This window comes from Legionella saoudiensis (genome assembly GCF_001465875.1).
Lineage (GTDB): Bacteria > Pseudomonadota > Gammaproteobacteria > Legionellales > Legionellaceae > Legionella > Legionella saoudiensis.
Map to the genome: position 1 here is coordinate 447061 of NZ_LN901322.1, position 23057 is coordinate 470117.

Sequence of the window (23057 nt, forward strand, 5' to 3'; positions counted from 1 at the left end):
CTCGAATTATATAAGAAATAAAGCGCTTAAAAAATTAATTTGCTATTTTTATCTATATTGTAACTTTCATTAGAAATGAGAAAATAAATAAAAAGATTAAAATATTTAGCTGTGATTAAAATGGTTGTTTTTACTCAATCATTTTTACATAGCATTTCAATAAATTTTTTAAATCGTCTTTGTCTTGTCTCCGCTTTTTTCGCAGTGTGAAGGCTGTATAAAATGTTATATTTTTCGGTTTTACTTAGAGCCTCAAAATTTTTTTTAACCGTTAAATTGGCTTCAAGTGCTGCTAAAAAATCAGATGGAGCCACCATTTCGCTAGGTGGTGCATATGCAGCCTCCCAGCGTCCATCTTCCTTGGCCGCTTGAACGTGTTTCAAGCCCGCTTCTTTCATTCGACCCTCTTTAATTAGGCTTTCCACATGCTCCGTATTGCGTTTTGACCAGTTACTGTCCCAACGCCTTGGAGTAAAACGTTGGAGGTAAGCTTTATTGTTAAGAGATTTTTTAACACCATCAATCCAGCCCCAACATAATCCTTCAATTACCGCCTCTTTCCAATTGATAGATTGCTCTCCAGATCCTTTTTTAAAAATTTTTATCCATAACTCAGTCTCCGTATCATGGTTGCATTCAAGCCAATTTGAAAATTCTTGAGGTGTTTTAAAGGTTTTTATTCGAAATTCATCTACTTCAGGCATAACTAATTCTCACTTATCGGTTTTTTAACAAAGTCATCTAATTTGATTGATATAATCATTTCTCGTGATGACTTAAATGTTTACATTAACCCAAGTACCATATGTTTTGACATACGCTATGTTTCCTTTTATCAATACGCTGAAAAAATAGGCCTGAGGTAGCTAAAAAAGCAGCTCAGAGAAGCGAGCATGGCAGTTAAAACTAAGGATACAGTTTTAACTGCTGGTTTAGAAGCAGTAATATTCAATAAACATTTAATACAATTACGCTTATGGTAAAAGTCAGGAACGAAGCATCATTTCAAAAGGCTAAAGAAATTTGACGGCAATTGAGCTCCTTCGTCTAAAATTCGATAAACCTACGATACTCTTTAGATTCTAGAAGAGTTTCATCTCCTCTTTTTCGCTTATTTGGATTATTTGCAGAAAAAAGAGTAGCCCAAGTGCTAGAAACCGTCCTATTCAAAGGCCCTTGTAATGTATCGGTATCCATATCGACTATGGATTTATCTTCATCCCCATCAATATCTTGTGCTAAATAATCAGTCGAAAACGCAAAGATTTTATTTTGATTCTTAATTAAGGGTTGAATGTATTTCTCATGAATATCCGAAAATGTAACTACGTAACCAATTTTATCTTGATAAAGACGAATTACTCGTCCAATCATCTGTTCTATATCTTGTTTTTCATTTCCCATTGCTGGCTTGCGTAAAATGAGTTCCCAGCCTAAATCAGGACAATCAAAACCAAAGCGAAGTTTTCTTACTGCCAATAAAACACCTGACTTGCTATGTTGTACAAATTCTTTTAACTGCTCCTCATCCTGAGGGTTTTTACTGTGTATCTCATAAGCATCAATACCCGCGTCAAGCAACATCTGTTTTACTTTCCGACATAACTCGATACTTGCTAAATAAATTATTCCCTTGGTCTCAGCCAAAGTAGCGCCTTCATGAAATCCTGGATGATAGTGGGTTTTGAGCAAACGAGGTAAATCATTAATTATTAAGTCTGCATTTTCAGGAGAATACGGGATGCCCAAGGACTCGGCGATAATTGGTGCATGATACCGTCCATTCAAAGCCTGCTCTAAACTTAAAGTATATAAAGTTTCTTTAAGAACATCCTGCAATGGAGGGGTCGCGCTACTTCCGATAATCATTGGTTTATTTTCATCAGGTAGTGTCTCAATTAACTGTTTTACCGTTTTGGAATAATAATGATACTCATCCAGCAAAATAAGCGAAGCTGTAGAAACCATAGGGGATGCTTCATCTAAAAGCTTTTTAAAGCTGTCTTCACAAATAATAATAATAAGTTTTTGCTGCGGAAAAAGCTTATTTTGCATTAGCGCATCGACGCTAATGCTTTGTTGGTGACTTGAGACAGTAATAATGTTTTGGGGTAAGACCCAAAGCAGATCGTTTCTTTCTAGAAGAGAGTCGTTGTAACGGAGTAAATCTACATAAAATTGATGAACAAGATCAATATGGGGAGTTACTATGAAAACAGAAGCTGACAGGGCAGCTTGATGAGCCATTAATGCCCAAGTTGATTGGATAAGGCTTTTTCCACTGCCAGTAGCCATAACCAGGCGCGAGGGCTCTTTATATCCCGCAGCGGATTTAATAGCTTCAGCTTGATAATCACGTATCATCGAGGAATGAAAATCATAATTATTAAGTGACTCAGCCCAAAGTGTTTTGAACATTTCTTCTGGTGGGCTTAATGTGGGAGATAGTTCCAACTCCTCTAAGTCACTACTAGGCGTTAACAGAGGTGCTGACACTCCTGCCAGGTTATTTGCTTGAGCATGTAATAAAGACAAATCAGCCTGTTGGATGTTTTCCTCGAGTGCCTCATGCACGCGGTAATTATCGGCAATAATTTGATTTAATTTATTGATAGATAACTGCAGGACGTGTTGTAAAAACGGTGGAAAAAGATTGAGTTGATTTTCAAGATGAAAGGGCTCAGCTTTTTTACCACTGGCTGCAAAAACATTTTGATGTTTTTTCGAGCGAAGTAGTCCCATCGATTCAATAGGAACTATTCCATACCCACCAATTCCTTGAGATTCAAATAGATAATGTAATACAATCTGAAAATAATAATCCTCGCCCCATTTGAGCGCTTGCGCCGCGTTAGGAAAAAGAAGAAAAAGCTCTTCTGCTCCTTTAAGCTTCTCGCGAATAATCGCCATATTAATCCAGAAGAGTTTCGAGCCCAGCTCATTAGGCGCTTTTTTACGACCCATTAACGTACCCACACTGATACTGGCTTGTTGAATCGCTTCAACGCTCAAAAAATCAAAAACCTTATCCCAAGAAGATGAGCGCACCGATGCGGGATTAATGGCAAGGCGTTTAATATTATCATCCAAAAGGGTGAAATGTGGGCAATTGAAATGATAGGCAAATAAAAAGGCGGCCAGGCGTCGTGCGGTCACACTCCCTAATTGGGTATAAGCACCATTGTATTGGCTTTCTATTTTATGTACGACTAATAAATTAATCTGAGGTGATATATGAGGACGCAAGGCTTCCACCTCTTCTTGCGTGCAAATTAAAATACTTTTTCCTGGGGGGATATAGGCATTTTGCACGCGCCCCGCGCAGATGAATGTATTAAATGCATCAGGAGTGATGTTCTGACTATCCGTATATAGCGTTGCACTGAATGAATCGGTGGAAATATCCAATAAATAATAAGCTGAGAGCGTGCTGTGGTGCTCATTTACTTGGGCAAAATCTAGGTACTGATAAGGAGAAACCGTATAATTTTGAGGGGGTAAAGCCTTAGGCAATCGTGAATGCGGTTTACCCATAATGTATTTTGTATGAATTCCACCTTTTATCATATCAGCAGGTGGTGGAGCAGGATAAAATGCTGGCTGTGGAGGTTTTGAAACAGGAGCACTAGATTGAGCATAAGCATGTGCTTCCATTTCAGAAGAGGCTTGATCATGCCCTTGAACATACACCTCGCCGTGTTCTTTTGCATCAGCTTGGAAATAGACTTGGTTGTAAGGTTGTTCGGGAATCAATTGGTTAAATTGTGCAGGTAGCGGCACACGATAAGACCTATACATTTTTTGAATACAGGTCAGTGGAATATGATGTTTATCCCGGATAAGCTCCACCATCTCATGGTTTTGATTATGAATATATCCTTCTAGCTCTCTAATAATTAAATTCTGAATTCGAGATCCAAATATAGTAGAATATGCATAGTTTTCGACCTCTTTATCAAAACCAGAAGCTTTATACCCTTTAATGATTTCTGTTATAGAAGCATTATAACGAGTACGGTATTCCTCCACTTTTGCAAAATTACCGGCTTCAGCATAACCTCTGGCAACTTGGTGCACCGTTTTAGGGTGTTTCATTAAATGCTCGCTGACTTTTTGCTCATTTCCAGCCCGCGCAAATAGTCGTGCCATAACATTGGGTGAAAGGCCATTTTTTCTTCGACACGCCTCAATTTCGGGGTCTTTATTTGCACGAATTAACGCCAAAAGCTCATCTACCTTTGATATGTCTTGGAAAAAAATACCACTCATGATAATTGCTCTAAAAATTTAAAAAACGCTCAATATGATAACAAAAAGAACAGCGTAATGCCACTAATTAAATTCGCAATAGAATTTAATTTAAGGTTTGATGTTAAACCAAATAAACGCTATACCGTACTATGGATATTATTGCTCATGCATTAATTAAGGAATTATCTGAGTAAGACATAGGATTAAGACGGTTGAATTTATTGTTTTTATAACAGAGCGTTTAAAGGTTGATATGTGAATCAAGGAAAACCTTAGGTTGTTCTATAGAAAATAGCTCTCTACAATAAATTGAAGCTATTCAAAATCGAGTTGTGAATAAAAAAATCTGGATTACCTTAATATATAAGGGATTCCATTTTTTATTTTCTAATTATGACATCGTAGCAGTCTGGCTTATCTAAAGATTACTGCTTATAGGAGATTATCATGGCAAGAAATGATGGAAGTAACAGTGTAGCTATAGTTGCTATAGTAGTAATTATCCTTTTTGTCGCTATTGTGGCGTTTTACTTCTTTAATCATAATGGTGTCCCGACTGCGCAAGATACCCCCAGTACTACAAAAATAGAAGCCCCTAAAACGACGATAGAGATGCCAAAAAGTAATCCCAGTAATGATAACACCAGCACTGGAACGACTGGCGTAAAAAAATAATGCCCTTCATTTAGGCATTGACCTAGCAGTTAGGGTCTTTGCCGGAACTCATAGATTTGGGTTAGAGAGAGCGAGTTTTTTTGCTCTACGTAATTTTTTTTGGAGTACATTTATTGGTTGAATGTAATTTTCCCAAAATTTATTTACTGTAGTCGCACTTTCATAAAAAGCCAATTGAGTTCCGGCTGGAATGGTATGACGTTGGTGTAACTCTGGAGCTGTTATTGGACAACCCGCTTCTTGCTCCAACACCTTGATGATATTTTGAAGAGTACAATTGTAATATTCTTTTTGAGCAATGCGAGATATGCTTTCTTTCCGGGATTTGTGGATAGAAGAGTAGAGTGAGGGGATATACATTCTATCAATCGATCGGATGTTAAGGGCATCAGATTGAGATTGTCTTACATATATGGTAGATATTTTTTTTGCGCGGTATGCTTCAAGATGATTTAAGGTCAAGAGGCAATCATCAAAATGCAAATGGTTGTTACCAAGCCAATCTTTATTTTCTAACACTTCGGGAAATTTTAACTTATGCAATTTGCCTAATTGAAAGCATGCCTGCAGATCAAATTGTTGGTGATGAGGTAAGTTTTTAAAATGAGTGTATTCCATTTTATCTAAGAGGTCAGAAATATAATTAATGAAATCATATAAATGCACGAATGCGCGAGTTTTATTTTTCAGAATTTCTTCTGCTACCTCATTGTTACCTGGGAAATGGCCTTCTATTAATGATAATAGGGGAACATAGCTTTTAGCTAAGCCAGCGAGCCTCTGTGGCCAGGTAAGTGTTAAAATCCCCACTTCAGGTTTGTAACTTTCCCACTCGGTAAATTTGGTTAAGCCCTGTTTTATCGCAAAACCAATCATCATACCAAAAGCAAACTCCTCCATAAAAGGACGAGGAGATTCAATGGCGGTTAATGATTTGTTTAAAAAGTATTTTGGTAATTTTGTTTTATATAGTTGTGCTGGAAAAACAGCGGCTCCTTGGATAATAAGAGAGCTGTACAGGGTATTGTCCCAATCAAAAGTAACCTTATCTATAGAGCTTGTGCGGGCGAAGTTTCGGGCAAACTTGAATGTGTTTAGCGCATAGGTTTCTGCTGGGGAACCAGAGTCGTATCGGTTAAGGCAGGCATAGTTTAGCAAGCTTAAAATCTCTTGAGCAACATTGGTATTTAATGCAATTGACGGTGGGGAAGGGTATGCTGATAAATCCGATTCACTTGGTCTTAAGTGCGTACTAATATAATCTTGATAACTCATTTATCTTGCTCCAAGTGATTCATCCAAAATGTACAATTTGGACTATTAATTATAGCACCAAATTAGGAAGGACATTTTTTTTGAAGCTGATTTTCTTTTTGGAAGAAGAGCTACTATAATTTTTTAAAGCTTATAAAAATATATTAGATATGAATTGGTTAGCAAAGATAAAAAAATTAATTGGCTTTGCTGGTTGCGCGATTCTCATCGTTTTACTTTTTTTATTAAATTCTTGTAAGAATGCTTCTCAAACTCAATTGACCGGATATGTTGAGGGCCGATACATTTATATCACGGCGTTAATATCAGGCACATTAAAATCTTATCATATAACTAAAGGCATAATGGTTAATAAAGGACAATTATTATTTACATTAGAGCGTGAAACTTCAGCTCAAAATTTAACCATTGCGCAAGCAAATGTTCAGGAAGCTCGTGATGAATTAAGCAACGCTAATTCTATTTATAAGATGCAAAAAATTAAAAAAGATAGAGATTTGATTTTATTAGGGAAAGACATTATTTCTAAAGAAACATTTGAGGATAGCCTGCTTAATTACCAAAAGGCACTGCAAAATAAAAAAATAGCTCAATCAAAACTGGCTTCTTTGCAAGCTCAGGAACAAAAGGCGCAATGGGACTCAAATCAACAGGAAGTAAAGGCACCTCAAACCGCACTTGTCTTCGATACATTTTATACGGAAGGAGAAGAGGTTGCGGCGGGCTCAACGGTAGTTTCTTTACTGGATCCTTCTCAAATAAAAATTATATTTTTTATTCCGCAGGCCTCTTTAGGAAAAATTAAATTAGATCAATTGATTAATGTCAGTCATGATATGGAGGCCCAGCCAGCCAAAGCGAAAATAACCTATATTTCGCCTAAGGCTGAATATAATCCACCAGTGATTTACAGCAATGAAGAGCGAGAACGCCTTGTTTTTCGTGTTGAGGCAATTTTAGAACCTGTTTCGCAAACACTGACCATACACCCGGGGCAACCTATAACTGTTATTTTATAGTTGAGTATCGATTATGAGCTCTTCGAACTTCATTATAGATGTAAGAAACTTAGCTAAAAGTTTTGCCAATGTTGCTGCCGTCAAGAATATCAGTTTGCAAGTCAGGTATGGGGAAATTTTTGGATTTTTGGGGCCTAATGGCTCTGGTAAAACCACGTTAATACGCATGTTATGTGGTCTTTTAACTCCCGATCAGGGCAGCGGTGAATGCATTGGGCATGATCTAAAAAAACAAATGGCGCTTATTAAAAAGCAAGTGGGGTATGTCCCCCAAGCATTTAGCCTATATAAACGATTGACCATTGGCCAGAATATTTTGCTGATGGCGGAGCTTTATAGTGTCGTGAATCGCGAGGAGCGCGTTAAAGATGTAATGTATGAATTGGGGTTGTATCCATATCGCGATAAACTGGCTGGCGCTCTTTCGGGCGGATGGAAGCAGCGTTTAGCCTTAGCCGGTGCGATTATTCATAAACCCTCCTTATTGTTTCTTGATGAGCCGACAGCAAATGTTGATCCTGAGTCAAGACAAATATTTTGGGATCTCTTACGGAGTTTATCCTCTCAAGGTATGACTATTTTACTGAGCACCCATAACATGGCCGAAGTGCAGCATTGCAGTCATCTGGCTTACATGTTTCATGGTGAAATGATCATGAAGGGTAGTCCTTGGGAAATTCAGCAACAAGCTAATTTGTTTACCTGGGAAGTGCAAGGAAAGGATACAATTCCTTTAGCTAAAGAATTAGAAGTATGCCAGGGAGTTGAGCAAGTCATTACATTTTTTGATACCCTGCATGTGAGTGGGCAAAACCTAGGGGAATTGGAGCAAGCGATTAAACCTTATAAAAATTTGGGTTATTTAACCTGGAGGCAAATAAATCCTACCTTAGAAGATATCTTTATTTGGCTTACGCGAAAATATAAATTAGTACATCAATTGGATGATTGATCAATATGTCAAACTTAAAGGATATGAAGTTAAGATTTATTGCGATTCAGAAGAAAGAGTTTATTATCATGCTGCGCGATAAACGAACTTATTTTTTCCTTATTTTAATTCCCTTAATCCAGGTTATTTTGTTTGGCTATATTATTAATAGCAACGCAAAGCATCTAACAACCATCGTGGTTAAGCATGATGATTCGCCTTTTGTAAATAGTATTATCCACTCCCTCAGCAATTCAGAGTATTTTAAGATACAAGCCATTTATAATACGGATAATGATGCAAAACAGCTTATGGAGTCAGGAAAGGTTCAATTTATTGTTTATATTCCCGAACAATTTACTCATGATTTGATAAGGAACAAGCAGCCCCATATGCTCATTGAGGGTGATGGTTCTGATCCCATGCTGATTGGGAATGCTTTTTCAGCATTGAATACGATTGCTTTAGAGGCACTAAAAAGAGATGCTATTGGGCCATTAAGCTATCTTAAGACCAAAGAGCCTGCATTTATTATTGACAGGCACGCAAAATACAATTCAGCGGGAAAAGCTCAATACCACACTTTACCCGGATTAATTGTATCTATTATTACTATCTCGCTCACCATGTTGACGGCAATTTCCATCACTACAGAATATGAAGAAGGAACTATGGAGTTGCTATTAGTTACACCGATTCACCCATTAGAGGTAATGTTTGGGAAAATAGTGCCTAATATTATATTGGGTTATATTTTGTTTTATCTGACTTTGTTTATTGCCAGATATCTGTTTCATGTTCCTTTTTATGGCAGCGTCCTATTATTGTCTATCATCGCATTACCCTTTTTCATCGCGAATTTAGGAATAGGTATTGTGACTTCAAGTCTTTCTAAAACGCAATTCCAGGCTGCAAACATTGCTAGTACCTATGCATTACCGGCTATTTTATTTTGTGGATTTATGTTTCCTTTTGCTGCAATGCCAGTATGGGCGCAGTGGATTGGAAATTTACTGCCGCCTACGTATTTTTTAAGGATTACTAGTGATGTGATGTTAAAAGGGGCTGGTTTTGCGGCAATTTGGCCTAATCTGTGGCCTATTCTTGTTTTTACTTTTATGATTATTCTAATCGGCGATCGCTCTTATCGCCAAACCTTGGATTAACGACCGCTATGTTCTTAATGCTGGAGGCGCTTTTGGGTTTAACGTATTAGGAATAATGATTTTTTTATATAAATTCATTGGGAAAATATAATCGCTCATAAGCTTCTAATGTGTTCTCGATATGATGCTTTTGCACTAATTGATAACTTGCATCTCCCATAGCCTCTAGCTGTTCCGAGGGCAATTGCATTATTTTTTTAATTTTTGCTGCTAAATCAAGGCTATCCTGCGGATTAAATAAATATCCATTTTTGTTATTATCAATAAGTAAAGGGAGAGCCATAGCCTCTGCTAAGAGGACAGGACACGCTGAGGCCATTGCCTCAAGTGTTGCAATAGATTGCAGTTCTACTGCTCCTGGCATACAAAATACAGTCGCGCGTTGATATGCCTCCCGCAGCTCATTTTCGCTAACTGAGCCTAAAAAATGGATCTGCTGTTGAATCCCCATGGCAACGGCTTTATCTGCAAGTTCTTTACGCATTAAACCATGGCCGACAATGTTTAAATGTACAATAAGTTCATTTTGCAGGTGTTTAAGGGCCTCAAGCAGGATAGGAATATTTTTATCCGGATCCAGCCTGCCAACAAAAAGAATGGTGGGCGTTGTTGATTTGATACGCGGTTCATTTGGGCGATAAAACTTACTCAGATCCACCCCATTTGAAATAGGAATTACCTCAGCAAGGCCTGCGCGTTCTTCCAATGGCTTAATGGCGAGGCTAGATGGGGTGGTGACTTTATCTGCTTTTTTAAATACTCTCCCAATATCACGCCAGGAAATTTGTGCAATTTTATTATTTATCCATTGTGGAAACGGCAGATAAGGGGAAAGGCATTCAGGTACAAAATGATTTGTGGCGATAAGACGAATGGTTCGGGATACGGCTTCGTTTACGACCAGACGACCAATGAGATAATGACATTGCACGTGTACTACGTCAGGCTTAATCGTATCAAATAAATACCGTATTTCTTTTTTAATTTGCCAGGGTAAACAGAGTCTAAAGGTTTGATGATTAGAAACCGCATGGGAATGCAGACGGTGTTCAGTGAGGCCATCCACCGAGCTAGAATAACTAGGCCCTTTTATTGGCGATGGCGCGATGACATGGATTTCATAGCCTTTATTCGCTAAGCCGTGAGCAAGACGAGCGCTAAAATGAGCAGAACCATTAATGTCTGGAGGATAGGTATCTGCTGCAATAATAATTTTTTTATTTTGGTCCATTTTAATCCATGTCGCGTAAAAATTTCTTGGTCGCATTAGCGACTTTATAAGGGGCTTCATAGTGTAAAAGATGCCCATACTTGGGAATTGCGAGTAAACGTGCGTTAATAAATAAACTTTGTAAGGTCTCTTGTTTGCTTATAGAGCAAACATTGTCTTTCTCCGCGACAATGAGCAGGGTAGGCTGATTAATTTTTTTAGCATACTGGGTAACTGATTCATTCTTTATTACATTAAAGATTTCTATAAGCGTTTTTTTTGATTTTACTGGAGAAAAATAGGTTAAATGTTGATGATGAATCCATTGCTTTAATTTTTTATTACTGGTTCTGGTCATCAGTATACTCATAAATTGGGTGATTAAACGACTTTGCAATAAAGATAAATCAAATGGAGCCGGCAAATGGTTTGCGAGCCAATAATAGATTAAAACTATTTGTGAGCCAAAATCGCGTTGCTTAAGTAATGGTTCTGCCAAAGGATTCACTAAGATTATGTAGTCAACAGGAAGCCCTGCGGCTACTCCAGCACTGACGATGATAGTTCCAAAAGAATGTCCTAAAAGCGCGACTTTTCCTTGGCATTTTAAATTTAGAATAAACTCGTTTAGCCATTTATGATAAAAAAAAGTGTTATGTTCGATATTGATGAGGGGTTCAGATAAACCAAAGCCCGGTAAATCTGGAACAACTATTCGATAATCACCCAGTCGTTTGGCTATGAGTTCCAATCCATGATGCTCTCCTCTGAAGCCATGGATCAAAATAATAGTAACTTTGGCGGTTGCTTTACCATATTCCCAATAGTGCGTTATGGAGTTAAAAATAGTAGTCGTATTTTGGCGCGCAATATTTGCTGGACCATTGCCCATAGTAGTATCATTGAAAACGGTTTATTTAGTAATTATAGTAGGGTTAGGCTATTTTGCTGTTTATTGCAGGGAAACATATGGGTAAAAGGATAGCGGTCTTGAGCTTGCTCTTTATTTTCTCAAAGAGTTGGGCTTTGGATTTGATGGGGGCATTTGAGAAAGCACTTGAAAATGATGAAATATACCAGCAAAAAATTATAGACACGCAAATGTCTGGAGATGATATAGCGATTAGTTTATCTAATTTGTTGCCTAATATTAATTTTATTAGTCAACCCTTGGTCAATAACCTCACATCAAGTGGCGCTATTGTTAGTGATAATTTACAACCCGCAAATAACGTCATTAGCGCTATAGATATCAGGTTATCTGCTACACAAACCATTTTTAATTTAGCAAATTTTAAAAAATTGGCTGCCGCTAAATTAGATGCCAAAGTCGCTGCTGCATCTTTAAATGCTGAGTATCAAAATTTAATCGCCCGTGTGGTTAAAGCATATTTTAATGTGTTGTATTATGAAGATAGCCTGGCGTACTATCAGTCAAATAAGAAGTTTTTAAGCGTTCAGCTGGCACAGGTCAAAGAAAAACACCGTTTAGGTAAGGCCAGCAGTATGGATGCGGATCATGTGCAATCGGCCTTAAACGATGCAGAAATTGATTGCCAAGAGGCGCAAATAAAATTATTTATTCATCGACAAAAGCTCGCAGAAATTATCGCAAATGATAATGAGAGATTGGCCCCTTTAAAAAATAAAATTGCATTAACATCACCCAAACCAGAAAATGTTAACAAATGGATTGAAGCCGCAAAACGGCAAAATTGGAATGCGGTGTCTAATCGTTTAAAAATACAATCGGCATTGGAAAAAATTAAAGAGCAATCCTCACACCGTTTACCCTCGATCAATGCGGAGGTTTTATATGAACCGCAAAAATTTCATATAAAAAATGGAAGCTTATTAATGGCTGCGGGGACTAGCGGACAAGTCAATGCCGCTGCTTTTCTTAACGTATCCGTGCCTATTTATAGTGGTGGATTAATTACGGCCTCTGTTAAAAAGTATCAGCGTCTTGGTCAACGGGCAAAGCTTGAATACTTGTATTTTATCAGAAAGTTAACTTATTCGGTGAAAAAAGATTATGCGATGCTAATGGCTGATCTAAACCGCATCAAAAAGAATAAAGAAATTGTGCTTTTAGAAGAAAAGCAGTTAAAGGCTACCAAGGAAGAATATAAATTAGGAAGAACGGATGTGCTTTCCGTGCTCAATCAAAAAGAGAAGGTCATGAAGGCGCGTATACGCCATAATAAAGATCAATATACTTACATCCAAAATTTAGTGGCTCTCAAACACGATGCGGGGACTTTATCTCCTGATGATTTGCGCATCATCAATAAATGGTTAGTAACGATTCCTGCCACCACCTGATAATGCAGCAATTTTTGCTTATATATCAATACGACCTATACTTAGTTATAAATGCGAGCGTTATCGGTTATTGAATGAATTCTCTAAGCAAAATAGTACCTGTAATCTTGTCTGGTGGTGAAGGAACCAGATTATGGCCAGTTTCCCGACTACATCACCCAAAGCCTTTTATAAAACTCCAGGATGGTTATACCATTTTACAAAAAAATTTTTTAAAAGCGCGAGATATTGGAGCGATACATGAGATTCTTACGGTAACCAATCATGAGTTACTTTTTAAAACTTTAGATAATTATCAAGAACTTAATGATTCTGGCATTGAATTATCCTTTATTTTAGAACCGCATGCCTGCAATACTTGCCCGGCAATTATTTCTGCTGCATTGTTTATCGCTCATAAGTACGATGAAAATACGCTAATGTTGGTATTGCCAGCCGATCATTTAGTGAAAGATCAAGAAGCCTTTAACCAGGCAGTAAAAAATGCTGCTGATTTAGCAGAGCAGGGTAGCCTAATTACTTTTGGCATAAAACCTTCGGAGCCTCATACTGGCTATGGTTACATTGAGGCGAAGGGATGTGAAGTGCTTCGATTTATAGAAAAACCTGCTTATGAAAAAGCAGTAGAATATTTAAATGCCGGTAATTTTGTTTGGAACTCTGGCATGTTTTGTTTTAAAGCGGGCTCTTTACTGGATGAGGCACAAATACACTGTCCAGAGATATATGCCGCAATTAAAAACTGTTTCGAAGCTTCCCAGGTAATTTCTTCCCAGGATTATAATAAGCTTTCTTTGGATAAGGAAACATTTAAACAAATTGCCAATCAAAGTATTGACTATGCTATTTTAGAAAAGTCTGCAAATATGGCAGTTGTGGCCTGTGATATCGGTTGGAGCGATTTGGGTTCATGGGATTCAATTGCCAATTTAACCCTTGCCGATCAAGAGAATAATCAGATTGATGCCGAAGCGATATTAAAGAATGTTTCCAACTGCTATATTCGGGGCAATAATCGCCTGATTGCCGGCATAGGATTAAATAATTTAGTTATTATTGATACTTTGGATGCCCTGTTGATTTCCAATAGAGAGCAAGTCCAGGATATTAAGCTTCTTTATCAGCAATTAAAAAAAGACAACCATGAGGCTCATAAAAGCCATCGCACTGTTTACCGGCCATGGGGTTCTTACTCCATCCTTGATGAAGGCTCTGGTTTTAAAATTAAACATATTGAAGTAAATCCACAGGCATCGCTTAGCTTGCAGATGCATAATTATCGCAGTGAGCATTGGGTGGTGGTCAGCGGGAAAGCCAAAGCGTACCTTGATGAAAAAATAGTCTATCTCAATCCTAATGAATCTATGTATGTTCCTATAGGTGCAAAACACCAACTGGAAAATCCTTTTGATGAGCGATTAATCTTAATTGAAGTGCAGTGTGGCGCTCATCTTGATGAAGACGACATTGTTCGTTTTAATGATATTTATGGGCGATGTTAACGCAACGAAGGAATGTTATGTCTACCGGTAAAAAATTAACTATTGCCATTATTGCTGAAACCTATCCTCCAGAGATAAATGGGGCTGCGCGTTTTGGGCAACGATTAGCTGAGGGATTGAGCAAAAGAGGCCATAGGGTTTATGTGATTGCACCATGTCCAAGCAGGGGAGAAAGCTATGTAACTCATAATAATGGGGTTACTGAATATCGTTTAAAATCCCATTCAATAATCACCCATACAACGATAAGACTTTGTTTTGTTTGGCAAATTAAGCAGTTAATGAAAGATTTTTTTACTGAAAAACGTCCGGATATTGTTCACATTCAATGCCACTTTTCCTTAGGCCGGCTCGCCGTAAAAATGGCACAGGAATATAATATACCTGTTGTGGCTACCTTCCATGTGATGCCTGATAATATAATCCCCTTTCTTCCATTACCAAAAGGGGTAATAAAAGCTCTTATTGATTATTTATGGCGTGATGCAGATCGGGTTTTAAGTAAGGTTAATGCAATCACCGCGCCCACCGAATTGGCTATTCAGAATATTAATAAATATTTAAAACGCCAAGGAATAATTGCGGTTTCCAATGGAGTTGATCCGAATTTTTATGAATTGAAGGAAAGTGATTTTATTGATAAAAGTGCAAAGTTCATCGTTCTTTTCGTCGGCCGGCTTTCTCATGAAAAAAATATAGATGTGCTCATTAAAGCCATTGCAAAAATCCCTGAATCTCTGAATGTTACATTGGAAATAGTGGGTGAGGGGCAAATTCTGGAGAAACTTCGTCACTTAGTTAAGCAATTAAATAAGTCTCAGCAAATTAAATTTTTAGGGTACGTTGATGATGAAGCGTTGCGCCAGGCTTATATGCGGGCATCCATTTTTTGCATGCCAGGTATTGCCGAATTACAATCGCTTGCTACGTTGGAGGCCATGGCGGCTTCACTTCCTGTTATTGTGGCTAATGCATTAGCATTGCCTCATTTAGTAAAAGAAAATAAAAATGGCTATTTATTCAAGCCTGGCGACAGCGATGATTTGGCTAATAAAATAATGCATATGGTTCAGTTGCCTCTAGAGGTAAGAGAACAAATGGGTAAGGAAAGCAGGAAACTAATTTCTGAACATCACTTGGATAAAACGCTATCCATTTATGAAGCGATTTATGCTGAACAAATAAAAAATGCCTAATAAGTTAACTTAGGCTATATAACATCCGCCTCATATTAGTATTTGATTAAGCAGAAACAAAAAAAGAATAAAACATGATTAATGTGGAGAGAGACATTAAAATTAAAGTAAACCAAGCAAACGCATTGGAAAGCCTTTTGTTTTTAAAATCGCCCATAATTTTTTTATTATTAGTGATAAGAATAATCATGTAAATAAGAGGTAATGCTACAATGCAGTTAATTACCGCAGCTATAATTAAGCCCGTTATTAAATCGACATGTAATACGTTGAGTATTAAGCCAATTAAAGACGATAAGGCAATAATTCCATAAAAACTTTTTGCTTGATGATATTTATAATAAAGCCCATTCTTGCATCTAAATAGCGTAGCAATCGCATAAGAAGAGGAGGCAGCTAAAACAGGCACACTGATTAATCCAAGCCCTATAATGCCTATAGAAAAAATAACTTTCGCTATGTAGCCTGCATGAGAAAATCCATGAACTATAGGTTCTAGCGCCTTGGCGGCATCTGCAGCAGTATTAATGTTTTTAATCCCATGCATATGCAAGGTAATTCCAATAACAGCAATAATTGACCAAGTACATATTTGCGAAAATAACATTCCCAAAAAATTATCTTTTCGCAGTAAAGAAATTCTAACGACCGTTTCTCGTGTAATTTTACGTGAAGGTGTTCTATTTTTTTTATGATTCTCCTCGACCTCTTGTGACGCTTGCCAGAAAAACATATAAGGAGAAATGGACGTGCCAAATAAGGCGGTGAGGAGAAAAAAATATTCTTTGGTGAATGTAATGTTCGGTACGAAGGTGTTTTTCAACAATGTTAACCAAGGTGCACTCACAATAAAAAGAGAAATTGGATAAACTAAAACAAATAAGCACAACCATTTTAAAATGCGAACGTACTTATCATAGGGAAAGTAAATAATAGAAATAAGGGTAATCAAGGTAAACGCTATTAATGCCAGATTTATATTGATAGGAAAAATAAGCGCTAAGGCAGCACTCATGGCCCCTAAGTCCGCTGCTAAGTTAATAGTGTTGGCTATAAATAGGCTCAACACCAAAGGAAATAATATTTTATTGCCGTAATATTTTTTAATAACTCCTGCTACACCTTTATTATTTACCGCACCAACCCGAGCACACATTTCTTGGATTGTTATCATTAAGGGCAGCATTAGCAAAACGGACCATAATTGTCCAAACCCAAATTTGGCACCTGATTGAGCACAGGTGGCAATTCCTGATGGGTCATTATCAGAAATTCCTGTAATTAATCCAGGTCCCAAATTACGAAATACTTTAGGAACTTTCATGCATCATCCCTGTATCGAGTTAAAATAAAAAGGAATTCGTTCTAAGGCATGCAGCGCAGCGAGCATTTGCTTGTGAGGCTTGGAGCCAGAAAAGATAGCGGTTTCGGAAAATAAAAAAGTTTGATTCTCTCTACTAAATAACCAGGAGAAGCAGACAGTACCTGGAGTTATTCCATCGATGGATTTCGAGCCTACTAGTCCTGTAGTCGCGATGATAACGTTTGAGTTGGATAATTTATAGGCTCCCTGGACCATTTCCCGGGCGACTTCTTCGCTGGTTAAATTAAACTGTTCTATAGTACTTTTTTTAACTCCCAGAACTTTTTCTTTAGCCATTGCAGAATACACCACAAACCCTGTATCTAAAATTTCCCCGCTTTTAGGTACTTTACTCAAAAGATGAGCAATACAGCCTCCCGTACAAGACTCGGCGGTACTTAATTTCAAATGGTTTTTTTTTAAAAAAGATACCAGTTCTTTTAATTCGTAAGTGCTCATTCAGGTATTTGATTTATTTAATTATTATTAGCGTAGACTGTTTTAAGAGCTAAAACAATTACATCATGCTAATTTGATGATGTATGCAAAAACCCCATAGAATAAAAAGCCTGTAGGGCACTGGGCTGTTGCAATCGCAAGCCAATATAAACCAAAAACATAGGGGTTAATAAGAATAAGTTTAAGGGAAATAGGAATGCATAAATTGGCTTAATTGGGGGCTTCGTTGCAAAAAAGAAAACAATTTCTGAATAGATCTCAGCCCAAAAGAAATGTCATCTTTCCAAATTGATTTCGCCATGATGCCTCCCTAAGTACGAAGAGTTACTCTCTTAATAATAGATACCACCTAAAGCTGATCCAATCGTAAAGACTGTTTCACTAACCAAAAATCTTTCCAGGGATCTTCGGTTAATTGCTCAAGCCGTTTGGGCAACGTTTTAATCGTATAGCTGTTTTCTTTAATGTTTGTGCTTAACTCATCCCAGGCAAGCGGTGTACTCACTGGAGCATGAGGGCGAGCGCGGGTTGAATAGGCGCCAATCGCAGTAGCCGTTCGTTGATTTCTTAAATAATCGATGAATATTTTCCCTGTGCGTTTGGATTTAGTCATGGTGCTGATGTATTCATTAGGCTTTAATTTTTCTAAAAACTTCACAAAAACATGAGTGAATTCTTTAATGGTATCCCAATCGTATTCCGGGATAATAGGGATTACGACATGGAGCCCTTTACCTCCAGTGCTTTTGACAAAAGACTGCAGTTGGTATTGACCTAAATGCTCGCGTACTTCAAGAGCGGCGGATACCACTTTGCTCCAGGGAACATCGGGGGCTGGGTCTAAGTCAATCACCAGTGTGTCGGGTTGTTCGATGTGATCAATGCGACTACCCCAGGGATGAATTTCTAATACACCCATTTGTACTAAACTTAACAGTCCTTCCCGATTATTCAAGTAAATATAGCGCTCATGCTCTTCATCGCTTGGATCTTCAAAGGGCATTAATGCGTCAGGAGTAGATTCATTAAAATGACGCTGATAAAAGCATTTAGTGTGTTGAGATGGGCAGCGTACTAAGGTCAAAGGCCTTAACGAAATATAAGGCAAAATATAATCACTGACTGTATCATAATAAGTCAGCAGATCTTTTTTGGTAATTTTATCTTCGGGATAAAGAATTTTATCTGGGTTGGTAATTATAAAAGGAGATTCGGCTTTTTTTAAAGGTGCTTTTTCCTTCTTTATCTCGTCTAATGGAGTCTCTACCTCTCGTTTAACCTCAGTGGCTTTCTTGTCTAAGCGTATACCTTTAAAACTTGGATGGCGAATGTGGCCATCGTTGGTCCATTCGGTAAATTCTACTTCGCATACCAGGGTTGGTTTTAGCCAATGCGCGGTCGTATAGCCTGGAGGTTTGCAATTAAAGGGGTTTTTGGTTGCTTTATTTTCTTGCAAGAGGGTGTTGATTTCTTTTAAGGATTTTTCAGTAAAGCCAGTTCCTACATTTCCGGTGAAATCCAGGGTGCCGTCCTTATTATAAGCCCCTAAAAAAAGGGAGCCCAAATGTGCGCGGCTTCCTTTGGGCAAGGTATAGCCCCCAATAACGAACTCTTGTCTTTTCAGGCATTTGATTTTTAACCAGCTCTTACTTCGTTTGGAGAGGTAAGGGGCTGTCGCGAGTTTGGAAATGATTCCTTCCAAGGCATGGCTGCACGAATAGTGATAGAGCTCATCGCCTTCTTTAATAATGTGATCACTGTAATGTAAAACCGGGATATTTACCGACAGCAAATTACTTAAAATCGCTTTTCGCTCAAGTAATGGTAGTTCCCTTAGGTCATAACCCTCAAAATACAACAGATCAAAGAGAAAATAGACCAAGGGGCTCTGTGTGTTATTCTTTAAGGAATTTTGCAGTAATTGAAAATCAGAGCGTCCGTCCTTATCCAAAACGACTACCTCGCCATCCAAGAGTACTTGCTTAAACGGTAAACGGCTTACTGCCTCCACGATGGATGGGAACTCATTGGTCCAGTCATTATTATTTCGTGATTTTAACGTTACTTCAGAACCATTTTTATAAGCCAGGATGCGATATCCATCAAATTTGATTTCATGCAACCATTGTTCACCGACAGGGGGCTTATCTACTAACGTAGCAAGCTGGGGTGGAATAAATCCGGGGAATTCGCTTTGCGTTAACCCTTTAGGTAAAGTAATCGTAGGCTTTTTGATGGCTGGCTCTTTACGCTTTCTTTTAGGTTTTACTTTTTGTTCTCCAGAAGAACTCCAGATGCGATCATAATGGGTAGCAATTTCATCCATGGTGTAGTCAGAAATAACACTTCGATCAAGGGTTTCGGTAATGTCATATTCCTCTTGGCTTTGGGCAAATTCGTCATCAAATTTGATTAAAAACCAATGCTTTTCATCTTTAAAGCGAATTAAATCCCATCGACCGTTGAGCTTTTCTGCATGCAGTAGGAAACGTAAATGGCCCTTTTCATAAGCCTCATAGGGTTTTTCATCTAGGGGTTCCCAAGTTCCTTTGTCCCATAACATGACCGTACCCCCTCCATACTGTCCCTTGGGGATAATGCCTTCGAAACTGCCGTATTGAATGGGATGGTCCTCAACATGCATGGCTAAGCGTTTGACCTTCGGATCGAGGGACGGTCCTTTAGGAACGGCCCAACTTTTTAGGACACCATGGAGCTCGATGCGAAAATCGTAATGAAGGTGGCTGGCTGCATGCTTTTGGATTATAAAAAGACGAGGATGTTCTTTACTGACTTTTCCTTTAGGCTCGGATGTTTTCGAGAAGTCTCTTTTTTTATGATATTGACTAAGGCCCATAAATCATTCCTTTGTATTCGTGCAGTTTTTGCTGTGTATTTGATTCCACCCCTTTTTCTGCCTCATCTCTGGAGAAGGGCAAATTTGGATGGGTTTAATCCTAGCTCTTCTTTGTGAGTTCTTGTTCATTTAATTCTAGGAGCTAGCTTAAGGCCTGTCTAACTAACCCAAGCTGCATTCGTAGCTTCTAGGGAAGTTATTTCTGCTCTTTAAATGGTTGGGAGTGGCTAAGCGATTAATAAAAAAGGACTTTTATATGTTCTAGAGACTTACAGATGAAAATTAGTGATTTACCTTATGCTTATAAGGGTTAACCTCTATGACTATCCTGTAATTTACTTCCAATCATAAAACTAATGGGCTGTCTCATAAGCCAGTAAGAGATCTTCTTTTAGTGTGGCACGAATTTCCTTGTCTTTGTGAAACATTTTAGCTCGCAAAATTGCTGAGGGATGATAAGTTGCCATGATTTGATAAGAAGGCCCTTGTATCAAATGGCCTCGTTCCTTTTGTAAGTGAAAGTTGGGATTAATTAATGATTTTGCAGCGGTGGCTCCAAGACAAAGTACTTATTGGGGAATGAATTCTGAAGCAGTTTTATCCATAAATATGCTCCTATTGTGGTTCCTTTGATCCTGTTGATTTATGCTTTAAGCTTAGCAGAAAGGAATTACTTTCCAGCAAGATAATTCTTTCACATTAATCTGTAATAGACATATTTTTGACTATGCTGAATAAAAATGAAATCCTATTAGGAGAAAAGTAAGTTAAAGAACCTCATCTTTCTTCCCTTAATTAATACAATGGGTGCACTCTTTAAAAGGAATGATCAACTGGTTGTTATTCTTAGTAAAAAATCGTGGATAACTAAAGGAAATGATTCTACAGTCCATGTTATATAAAAGAAGAAGGAGTAGCTAGCTTTTTACCTAAAATCTTAGGAAGGGTTCGGCCATAACTCTTTAATATCATTGTAGATAAGTTCTTTGGGAAAGCTAACGACTTTTATTTCTTCCATTTAAGTTCAATTTCAAGCTCGCTTTCTCCATTCGCCTCTTCATACTCAAATTCCACCTCTACATCTACGGGTACATAAAAGCGTTGATTGTTTATTTGTATTTGAAAACCTCTATTCTGTTCAATAGCATCTGCAATCCTTCGTAATTTATTAGCAATAGCTAATGAGCCATATGTTTTTTCAAGTTCAATTTCATTATTTTGTTCCATAAAAACACTCCATTTCTTTTCCATATTGATGTTGATAAAAACAAAGGATCTATAATAAATAAGGACTACTAAGTTTAATTATAGTTTACTTTAAAGCGAAAAATTTAGGGCAAAGGCATAATAGCCAGTCCTATTCCCTAAAATTTATACAAAACACTCAAGGAGAGCAGTGAAACTTTACTGAAAAAGAACGTAGATCAGAAATTGAAAAAACAAAAGAAAAATCGTTGAATACTCTCGCGAAAATAAAGGAAGGGATGCTGCCTCCAATTCAACATCACAAGAACGCTACGAAAAAGCTTTAGAAGAAATTAACTGCGTAATTAGAGATCTTAATAATAAAATCAACAGAAAAATCTCCTTTTCCACCTTAATTTAAGTGGAACAGAGGTTAAGACCAGCGAAGTGTGTCCGAAGGGTTCAGCCTTGTACAACTGGAGCGGCTCAGCGATATGATTTATCTAAAACCCTCTATGTTACAGAGAATAACTCTTATATAAAGCCAATTTATTATACTTATTTCTATAAAGATAAATCTTTTAACTTTTAATCTCGTTATTGATTCTCAAGATCAAGAAGTGCTATTTTTATTGAAATTTTTTTGTTGAATTAAAAATAAAGGTTTATAGAATGCCTTGTAAAAAAAGTTCGTTTTATTTTTTATCCTGTGGGTTGTTGTGCTTAATTTTGTTTTCTATGGTAGTTTATGCTGTATATATTCAAAGCCCGTATCTTTCAATCAATCAAGAAATATATATTTTAAGTAAGAAAATTCAAAACGCACCTGTCTTCTACTTAGGTAATTTCATTTCTTTATTTGGTGATAAATTCATTATTTTACCAACGTTCGCTACAACTGGATTTCTTCTCTATTTAAAGAAGCAAAAATGGTTGGCTTTACATTTATGTGGTGTAATTATTATTGCAACCTTACTGGCTTCCATATTAAAAAATTCAGTTGCGTTTCCAAGACCCGAGCTAGTAGGTACTGCATTAAAAAGTTATGCATTTCCTAGCCGTCATGTGACTATATTTTCAGCTTATATTACTTTTTTATTCGCATTGATGATTCCTAAGATAAAGCAGAAAGGTTTGGGAATAATTGTTGTAATTTTACTAATAATAATAGAGTCAATTTCCCGCATTATCTTGCAGGTGCATTGGATCTCAGATGTGGTAGGTGGTGCGTTCCTTGGTGCTTTTTGTGGTTTCATGGGTGCTTACTCATTTTCTCTTAAAGCTAATTTTACCCAAAATATTAGGTTGGTTTTAATAATTTTATTTATATCGTTTCTATTATTCGCCGCTGTTTTTCTAATATTAAATTTTTTTGGCTTTAATTTGGATTAAGATCTAGTCTTTAATGTCTCAACTTGTAGGGAAACTTCGTATAGTTAGAGAAAATAAGAGCTCAAATGGATTTCGGTGTAGTTCATAATACTATTTACCAATCTGCGTGGCTGTTTTATATAACGTAGATTTCTTTATTTTTCCCTCAAATTGTTTATCAAATATTTCAGCATAGAGATCTTATTGCAATAAATTCAAATAAAATATACAATATGGCTATTTTATTTACAATTAACTTTGAGGGATAAGTG

Annotated in this window: 17 protein-coding genes; 8 read left to right on the plus strand and 9 right to left on the minus strand. The window is 37.3% G+C overall.

Annotation, left to right across the window (positions count from 1 at the left end; genetic code table 11):
* Window positions 1–134 precede the first annotated feature (134 nt).
* Both BN3124_RS06295 and BN3124_RS06300 read right to left on the minus strand, forming a co-directional pair.
* A complete protein-coding gene (locus tag BN3124_RS06295) occupies window positions 135–704 on the minus strand; it encodes a YdeI/OmpD-associated family protein (RefSeq protein WP_058533938.1) in 570 nt (189 codons plus the stop codon).
* 343 nt (window positions 705–1047) lie between these two features.
* Window positions 1048–4269 (minus strand): DEAD/DEAH box helicase, encoded by a 3222-nt coding sequence (locus BN3124_RS06300; RefSeq protein WP_058533939.1) that lies wholly within the window; start codon window positions 4267–4269, stop codon window positions 1048–1050.
* A gap of 429 nt (window positions 4270–4698) precedes the next feature.
* On the opposite strand from BN3124_RS06300, the gene BN3124_RS06305 reads away from it, so the two are divergent.
* Entirely contained in the window at window positions 4699–4926 is a 228-nt protein-coding gene (locus BN3124_RS06305; protein ID WP_058533940.1) for a hypothetical protein, read from the plus strand.
* Window positions 4927–4974: 48 nt separating this feature from the next.
* Here BN3124_RS06305 and BN3124_RS06310 read toward each other — a convergent pair whose 3' ends face one another.
* Window positions 4975–6201: a hypothetical protein gene (locus BN3124_RS06310; protein ID WP_058533941.1), complete on the minus strand. Its 1227-nt coding sequence runs from the start codon at window positions 6199–6201 to the stop codon at window positions 4975–4977.
* A 149-nt stretch (window positions 6202–6350) separates the two neighbouring features.
* Between BN3124_RS06310 and BN3124_RS06315 the strand changes: the two genes are divergently transcribed.
* The 3 genes from BN3124_RS06315 to BN3124_RS06325 are packed head-to-tail and all read left to right on the plus strand — an operon-like array spanning window position 6351 to window position 9317.
* Complete coding sequence (locus BN3124_RS06315; RefSeq protein ID WP_058533942.1) at window positions 6351–7220, plus strand: HlyD family secretion protein; 870 nt, start codon at window positions 6351–6353, stop codon at window positions 7218–7220.
* Window positions 7221–7233: 13 nt separating this feature from the next.
* Complete coding sequence (locus BN3124_RS06320) at window positions 7234–8172, plus strand: ABC transporter ATP-binding protein (protein ID WP_058533943.1); 939 nt, start codon at window positions 7234–7236, stop codon at window positions 8170–8172.
* A 5-nt stretch (window positions 8173–8177) separates the two neighbouring features.
* Window positions 8178–9317: an ABC transporter permease gene (locus tag BN3124_RS06325; protein WP_078061499.1), complete on the plus strand. Its 1140-nt coding sequence runs from the start codon at window positions 8178–8180 to the stop codon at window positions 9315–9317.
* 64 nt (window positions 9318–9381) lie between these two features.
* Here BN3124_RS06325 and BN3124_RS06330 read toward each other — a convergent pair whose 3' ends face one another.
* Both BN3124_RS06330 and BN3124_RS06335 read right to left on the minus strand, forming a co-directional pair.
* Window positions 9382–10548: a glycosyltransferase gene (locus BN3124_RS06330; RefSeq protein WP_058533945.1), complete on the minus strand. Its 1167-nt coding sequence runs from the start codon at window positions 10546–10548 to the stop codon at window positions 9382–9384.
* A gap of 1 nt (window position 10549) precedes the next feature.
* Window positions 10550–11419 carry an alpha/beta fold hydrolase gene (locus BN3124_RS06335; RefSeq protein WP_058533946.1) on the minus strand — a complete coding sequence of 290 codons (870 nt, stop codon included), beginning with the start codon at window positions 11417–11419 and terminating at the stop codon, window positions 10550–10552.
* Window positions 11420–11496: 77 nt separating this feature from the next.
* Between BN3124_RS06335 and BN3124_RS06340 the strand changes: the two genes are divergently transcribed.
* The 3 genes from BN3124_RS06340 to BN3124_RS06350 all read left to right on the plus strand — a co-directional run bounded on the left by BN3124_RS06340 (window position 11497) and on the right by BN3124_RS06350 (window position 15550).
* Complete coding sequence (locus tag BN3124_RS06340) at window positions 11497–12852, plus strand: TolC family protein (RefSeq protein ID WP_058533947.1); 1356 nt, start codon at window positions 11497–11499, stop codon at window positions 12850–12852.
* Window positions 12853–12926: 74 nt separating this feature from the next.
* Window positions 12927–14354 carry a mannose-1-phosphate guanylyltransferase/mannose-6-phosphate isomerase gene (locus tag BN3124_RS06345; protein ID WP_058533948.1) on the plus strand — a complete coding sequence of 476 codons (1428 nt, stop codon included), beginning with the start codon at window positions 12927–12929 and terminating at the stop codon, window positions 14352–14354.
* A gap of 17 nt (window positions 14355–14371) precedes the next feature.
* A complete protein-coding gene (locus tag BN3124_RS06350; RefSeq protein WP_058533949.1) occupies window positions 14372–15550 on the plus strand; it encodes a glycosyltransferase in 1179 nt (392 codons plus the stop codon).
* A gap of 46 nt (window positions 15551–15596) precedes the next feature.
* On the opposite strand, the gene BN3124_RS06355 is transcribed toward BN3124_RS06350, so the two are convergent.
* The 4 genes from BN3124_RS06355 to BN3124_RS06370 form a co-directional block, all read right to left on the minus strand.
* On the minus strand, window positions 15597–16874 hold the full coding sequence (locus BN3124_RS06355; protein ID WP_058533950.1) for an NRAMP family divalent metal transporter: 1278 nt from the start codon (window positions 16872–16874) through the stop codon (window positions 15597–15599).
* A 3-nt stretch (window positions 16875–16877) separates the two neighbouring features.
* Window positions 16878–17372 carry a CinA family protein gene (locus tag BN3124_RS06360; protein ID WP_058533951.1) on the minus strand — a complete coding sequence of 165 codons (495 nt, stop codon included), beginning with the start codon at window positions 17370–17372 and terminating at the stop codon, window positions 16878–16880.
* A gap of 349 nt (window positions 17373–17721) precedes the next feature.
* Window positions 17722–20229 carry a DNA ligase D gene (gene ligD / locus BN3124_RS06365; protein ID WP_058533952.1) on the minus strand — a complete coding sequence of 836 codons (2508 nt, stop codon included), beginning with the start codon at window positions 20227–20229 and terminating at the stop codon, window positions 17722–17724.
* Window positions 20230–21234: 1005 nt separating this feature from the next.
* Window positions 21235–21456, minus strand: coding sequence for an amphi-Trp domain-containing protein (locus BN3124_RS06370; RefSeq protein WP_058533953.1), 222 nt, complete (start codon window positions 21454–21456; stop codon window positions 21235–21237).
* 696 nt (window positions 21457–22152) lie between these two features.
* Here BN3124_RS06370 and BN3124_RS06375 point away from each other — a divergent pair.
* On the plus strand, window positions 22153–22806 hold the full coding sequence (locus BN3124_RS06375; protein WP_196398902.1) for a phosphatase PAP2 family protein: 654 nt from the start codon (window positions 22153–22155) through the stop codon (window positions 22804–22806).
* The last annotated feature ends 251 nt before the right edge of the window (window positions 22807–23057 follow it).

What these genes read in the sequence shown, in the direction of transcription:
- BN3124_RS06295 (WP_058533938.1), bottom strand. Translation starts at nt 704, where the DNA reads ATGCCTGAAGTAGATGAATTTCGAATAAAAACCTTTAAAACACCTCAA.
- BN3124_RS06300 (WP_058533939.1), bottom strand. Translation starts at nt 4,269, where the DNA reads ATGAGTGGTATTTTTTTCCAAGACATATCAAAGGTAGATGAGCTTTTG.
- BN3124_RS06305 (WP_058533940.1), top strand. Translation starts at nt 4,699, where the DNA reads ATGGCAAGAAATGATGGAAGTAACAGTGTAGCTATAGTTGCTATAGTA.
- BN3124_RS06310 (WP_058533941.1), bottom strand. Translation starts at nt 6,201, where the DNA reads ATGAGTTATCAAGATTATATTAGTACGCACTTAAGACCAAGTGAATCG.
- BN3124_RS06315 (WP_058533942.1), top strand. Translation starts at nt 6,351, where the DNA reads ATGAATTGGTTAGCAAAGATAAAAAAATTAATTGGCTTTGCTGGTTGC.
- BN3124_RS06320 (WP_058533943.1), top strand. Translation starts at nt 7,234, where the DNA reads ATGAGCTCTTCGAACTTCATTATAGATGTAAGAAACTTAGCTAAAAGT.
- BN3124_RS06325 (WP_078061499.1), top strand. Translation starts at nt 8,178, where the DNA reads ATGTCAAACTTAAAGGATATGAAGTTAAGATTTATTGCGATTCAGAAG.
- BN3124_RS06330 (WP_058533945.1), bottom strand. Translation starts at nt 10,548, where the DNA reads ATGGACCAAAATAAAAAAATTATTATTGCAGCAGATACCTATCCTCCA.
- BN3124_RS06335 (WP_058533946.1), bottom strand. Translation starts at nt 11,419, where the DNA reads ATGGGCAATGGTCCAGCAAATATTGCGCGCCAAAATACGACTACTATT.
- BN3124_RS06340 (WP_058533947.1), top strand. Translation starts at nt 11,497, where the DNA reads ATGGGTAAAAGGATAGCGGTCTTGAGCTTGCTCTTTATTTTCTCAAAG.
- BN3124_RS06345 (WP_058533948.1), top strand. Translation starts at nt 12,927, where the DNA reads ATGAATTCTCTAAGCAAAATAGTACCTGTAATCTTGTCTGGTGGTGAA.
- BN3124_RS06350 (WP_058533949.1), top strand. Translation starts at nt 14,372, where the DNA reads ATGTCTACCGGTAAAAAATTAACTATTGCCATTATTGCTGAAACCTAT.
- BN3124_RS06355 (WP_058533950.1), bottom strand. Translation starts at nt 16,874, where the DNA reads ATGAAAGTTCCTAAAGTATTTCGTAATTTGGGACCTGGATTAATTACA.
- BN3124_RS06360 (WP_058533951.1), bottom strand. Translation starts at nt 17,372, where the DNA reads ATGAGCACTTACGAATTAAAAGAACTGGTATCTTTTTTAAAAAAAAAC.
- ligD (WP_058533952.1), bottom strand. Translation starts at nt 20,229, where the DNA reads ATGGGCCTTAGTCAATATCATAAAAAAAGAGACTTCTCGAAAACATCC.
- BN3124_RS06370 (WP_058533953.1), bottom strand. Translation starts at nt 21,456, where the DNA reads ATGGAACAAAATAATGAAATTGAACTTGAAAAAACATATGGCTCATTA.
- BN3124_RS06375 (WP_196398902.1), top strand. Translation starts at nt 22,153, where the DNA reads ATGGTAGTTTATGCTGTATATATTCAAAGCCCGTATCTTTCAATCAAT.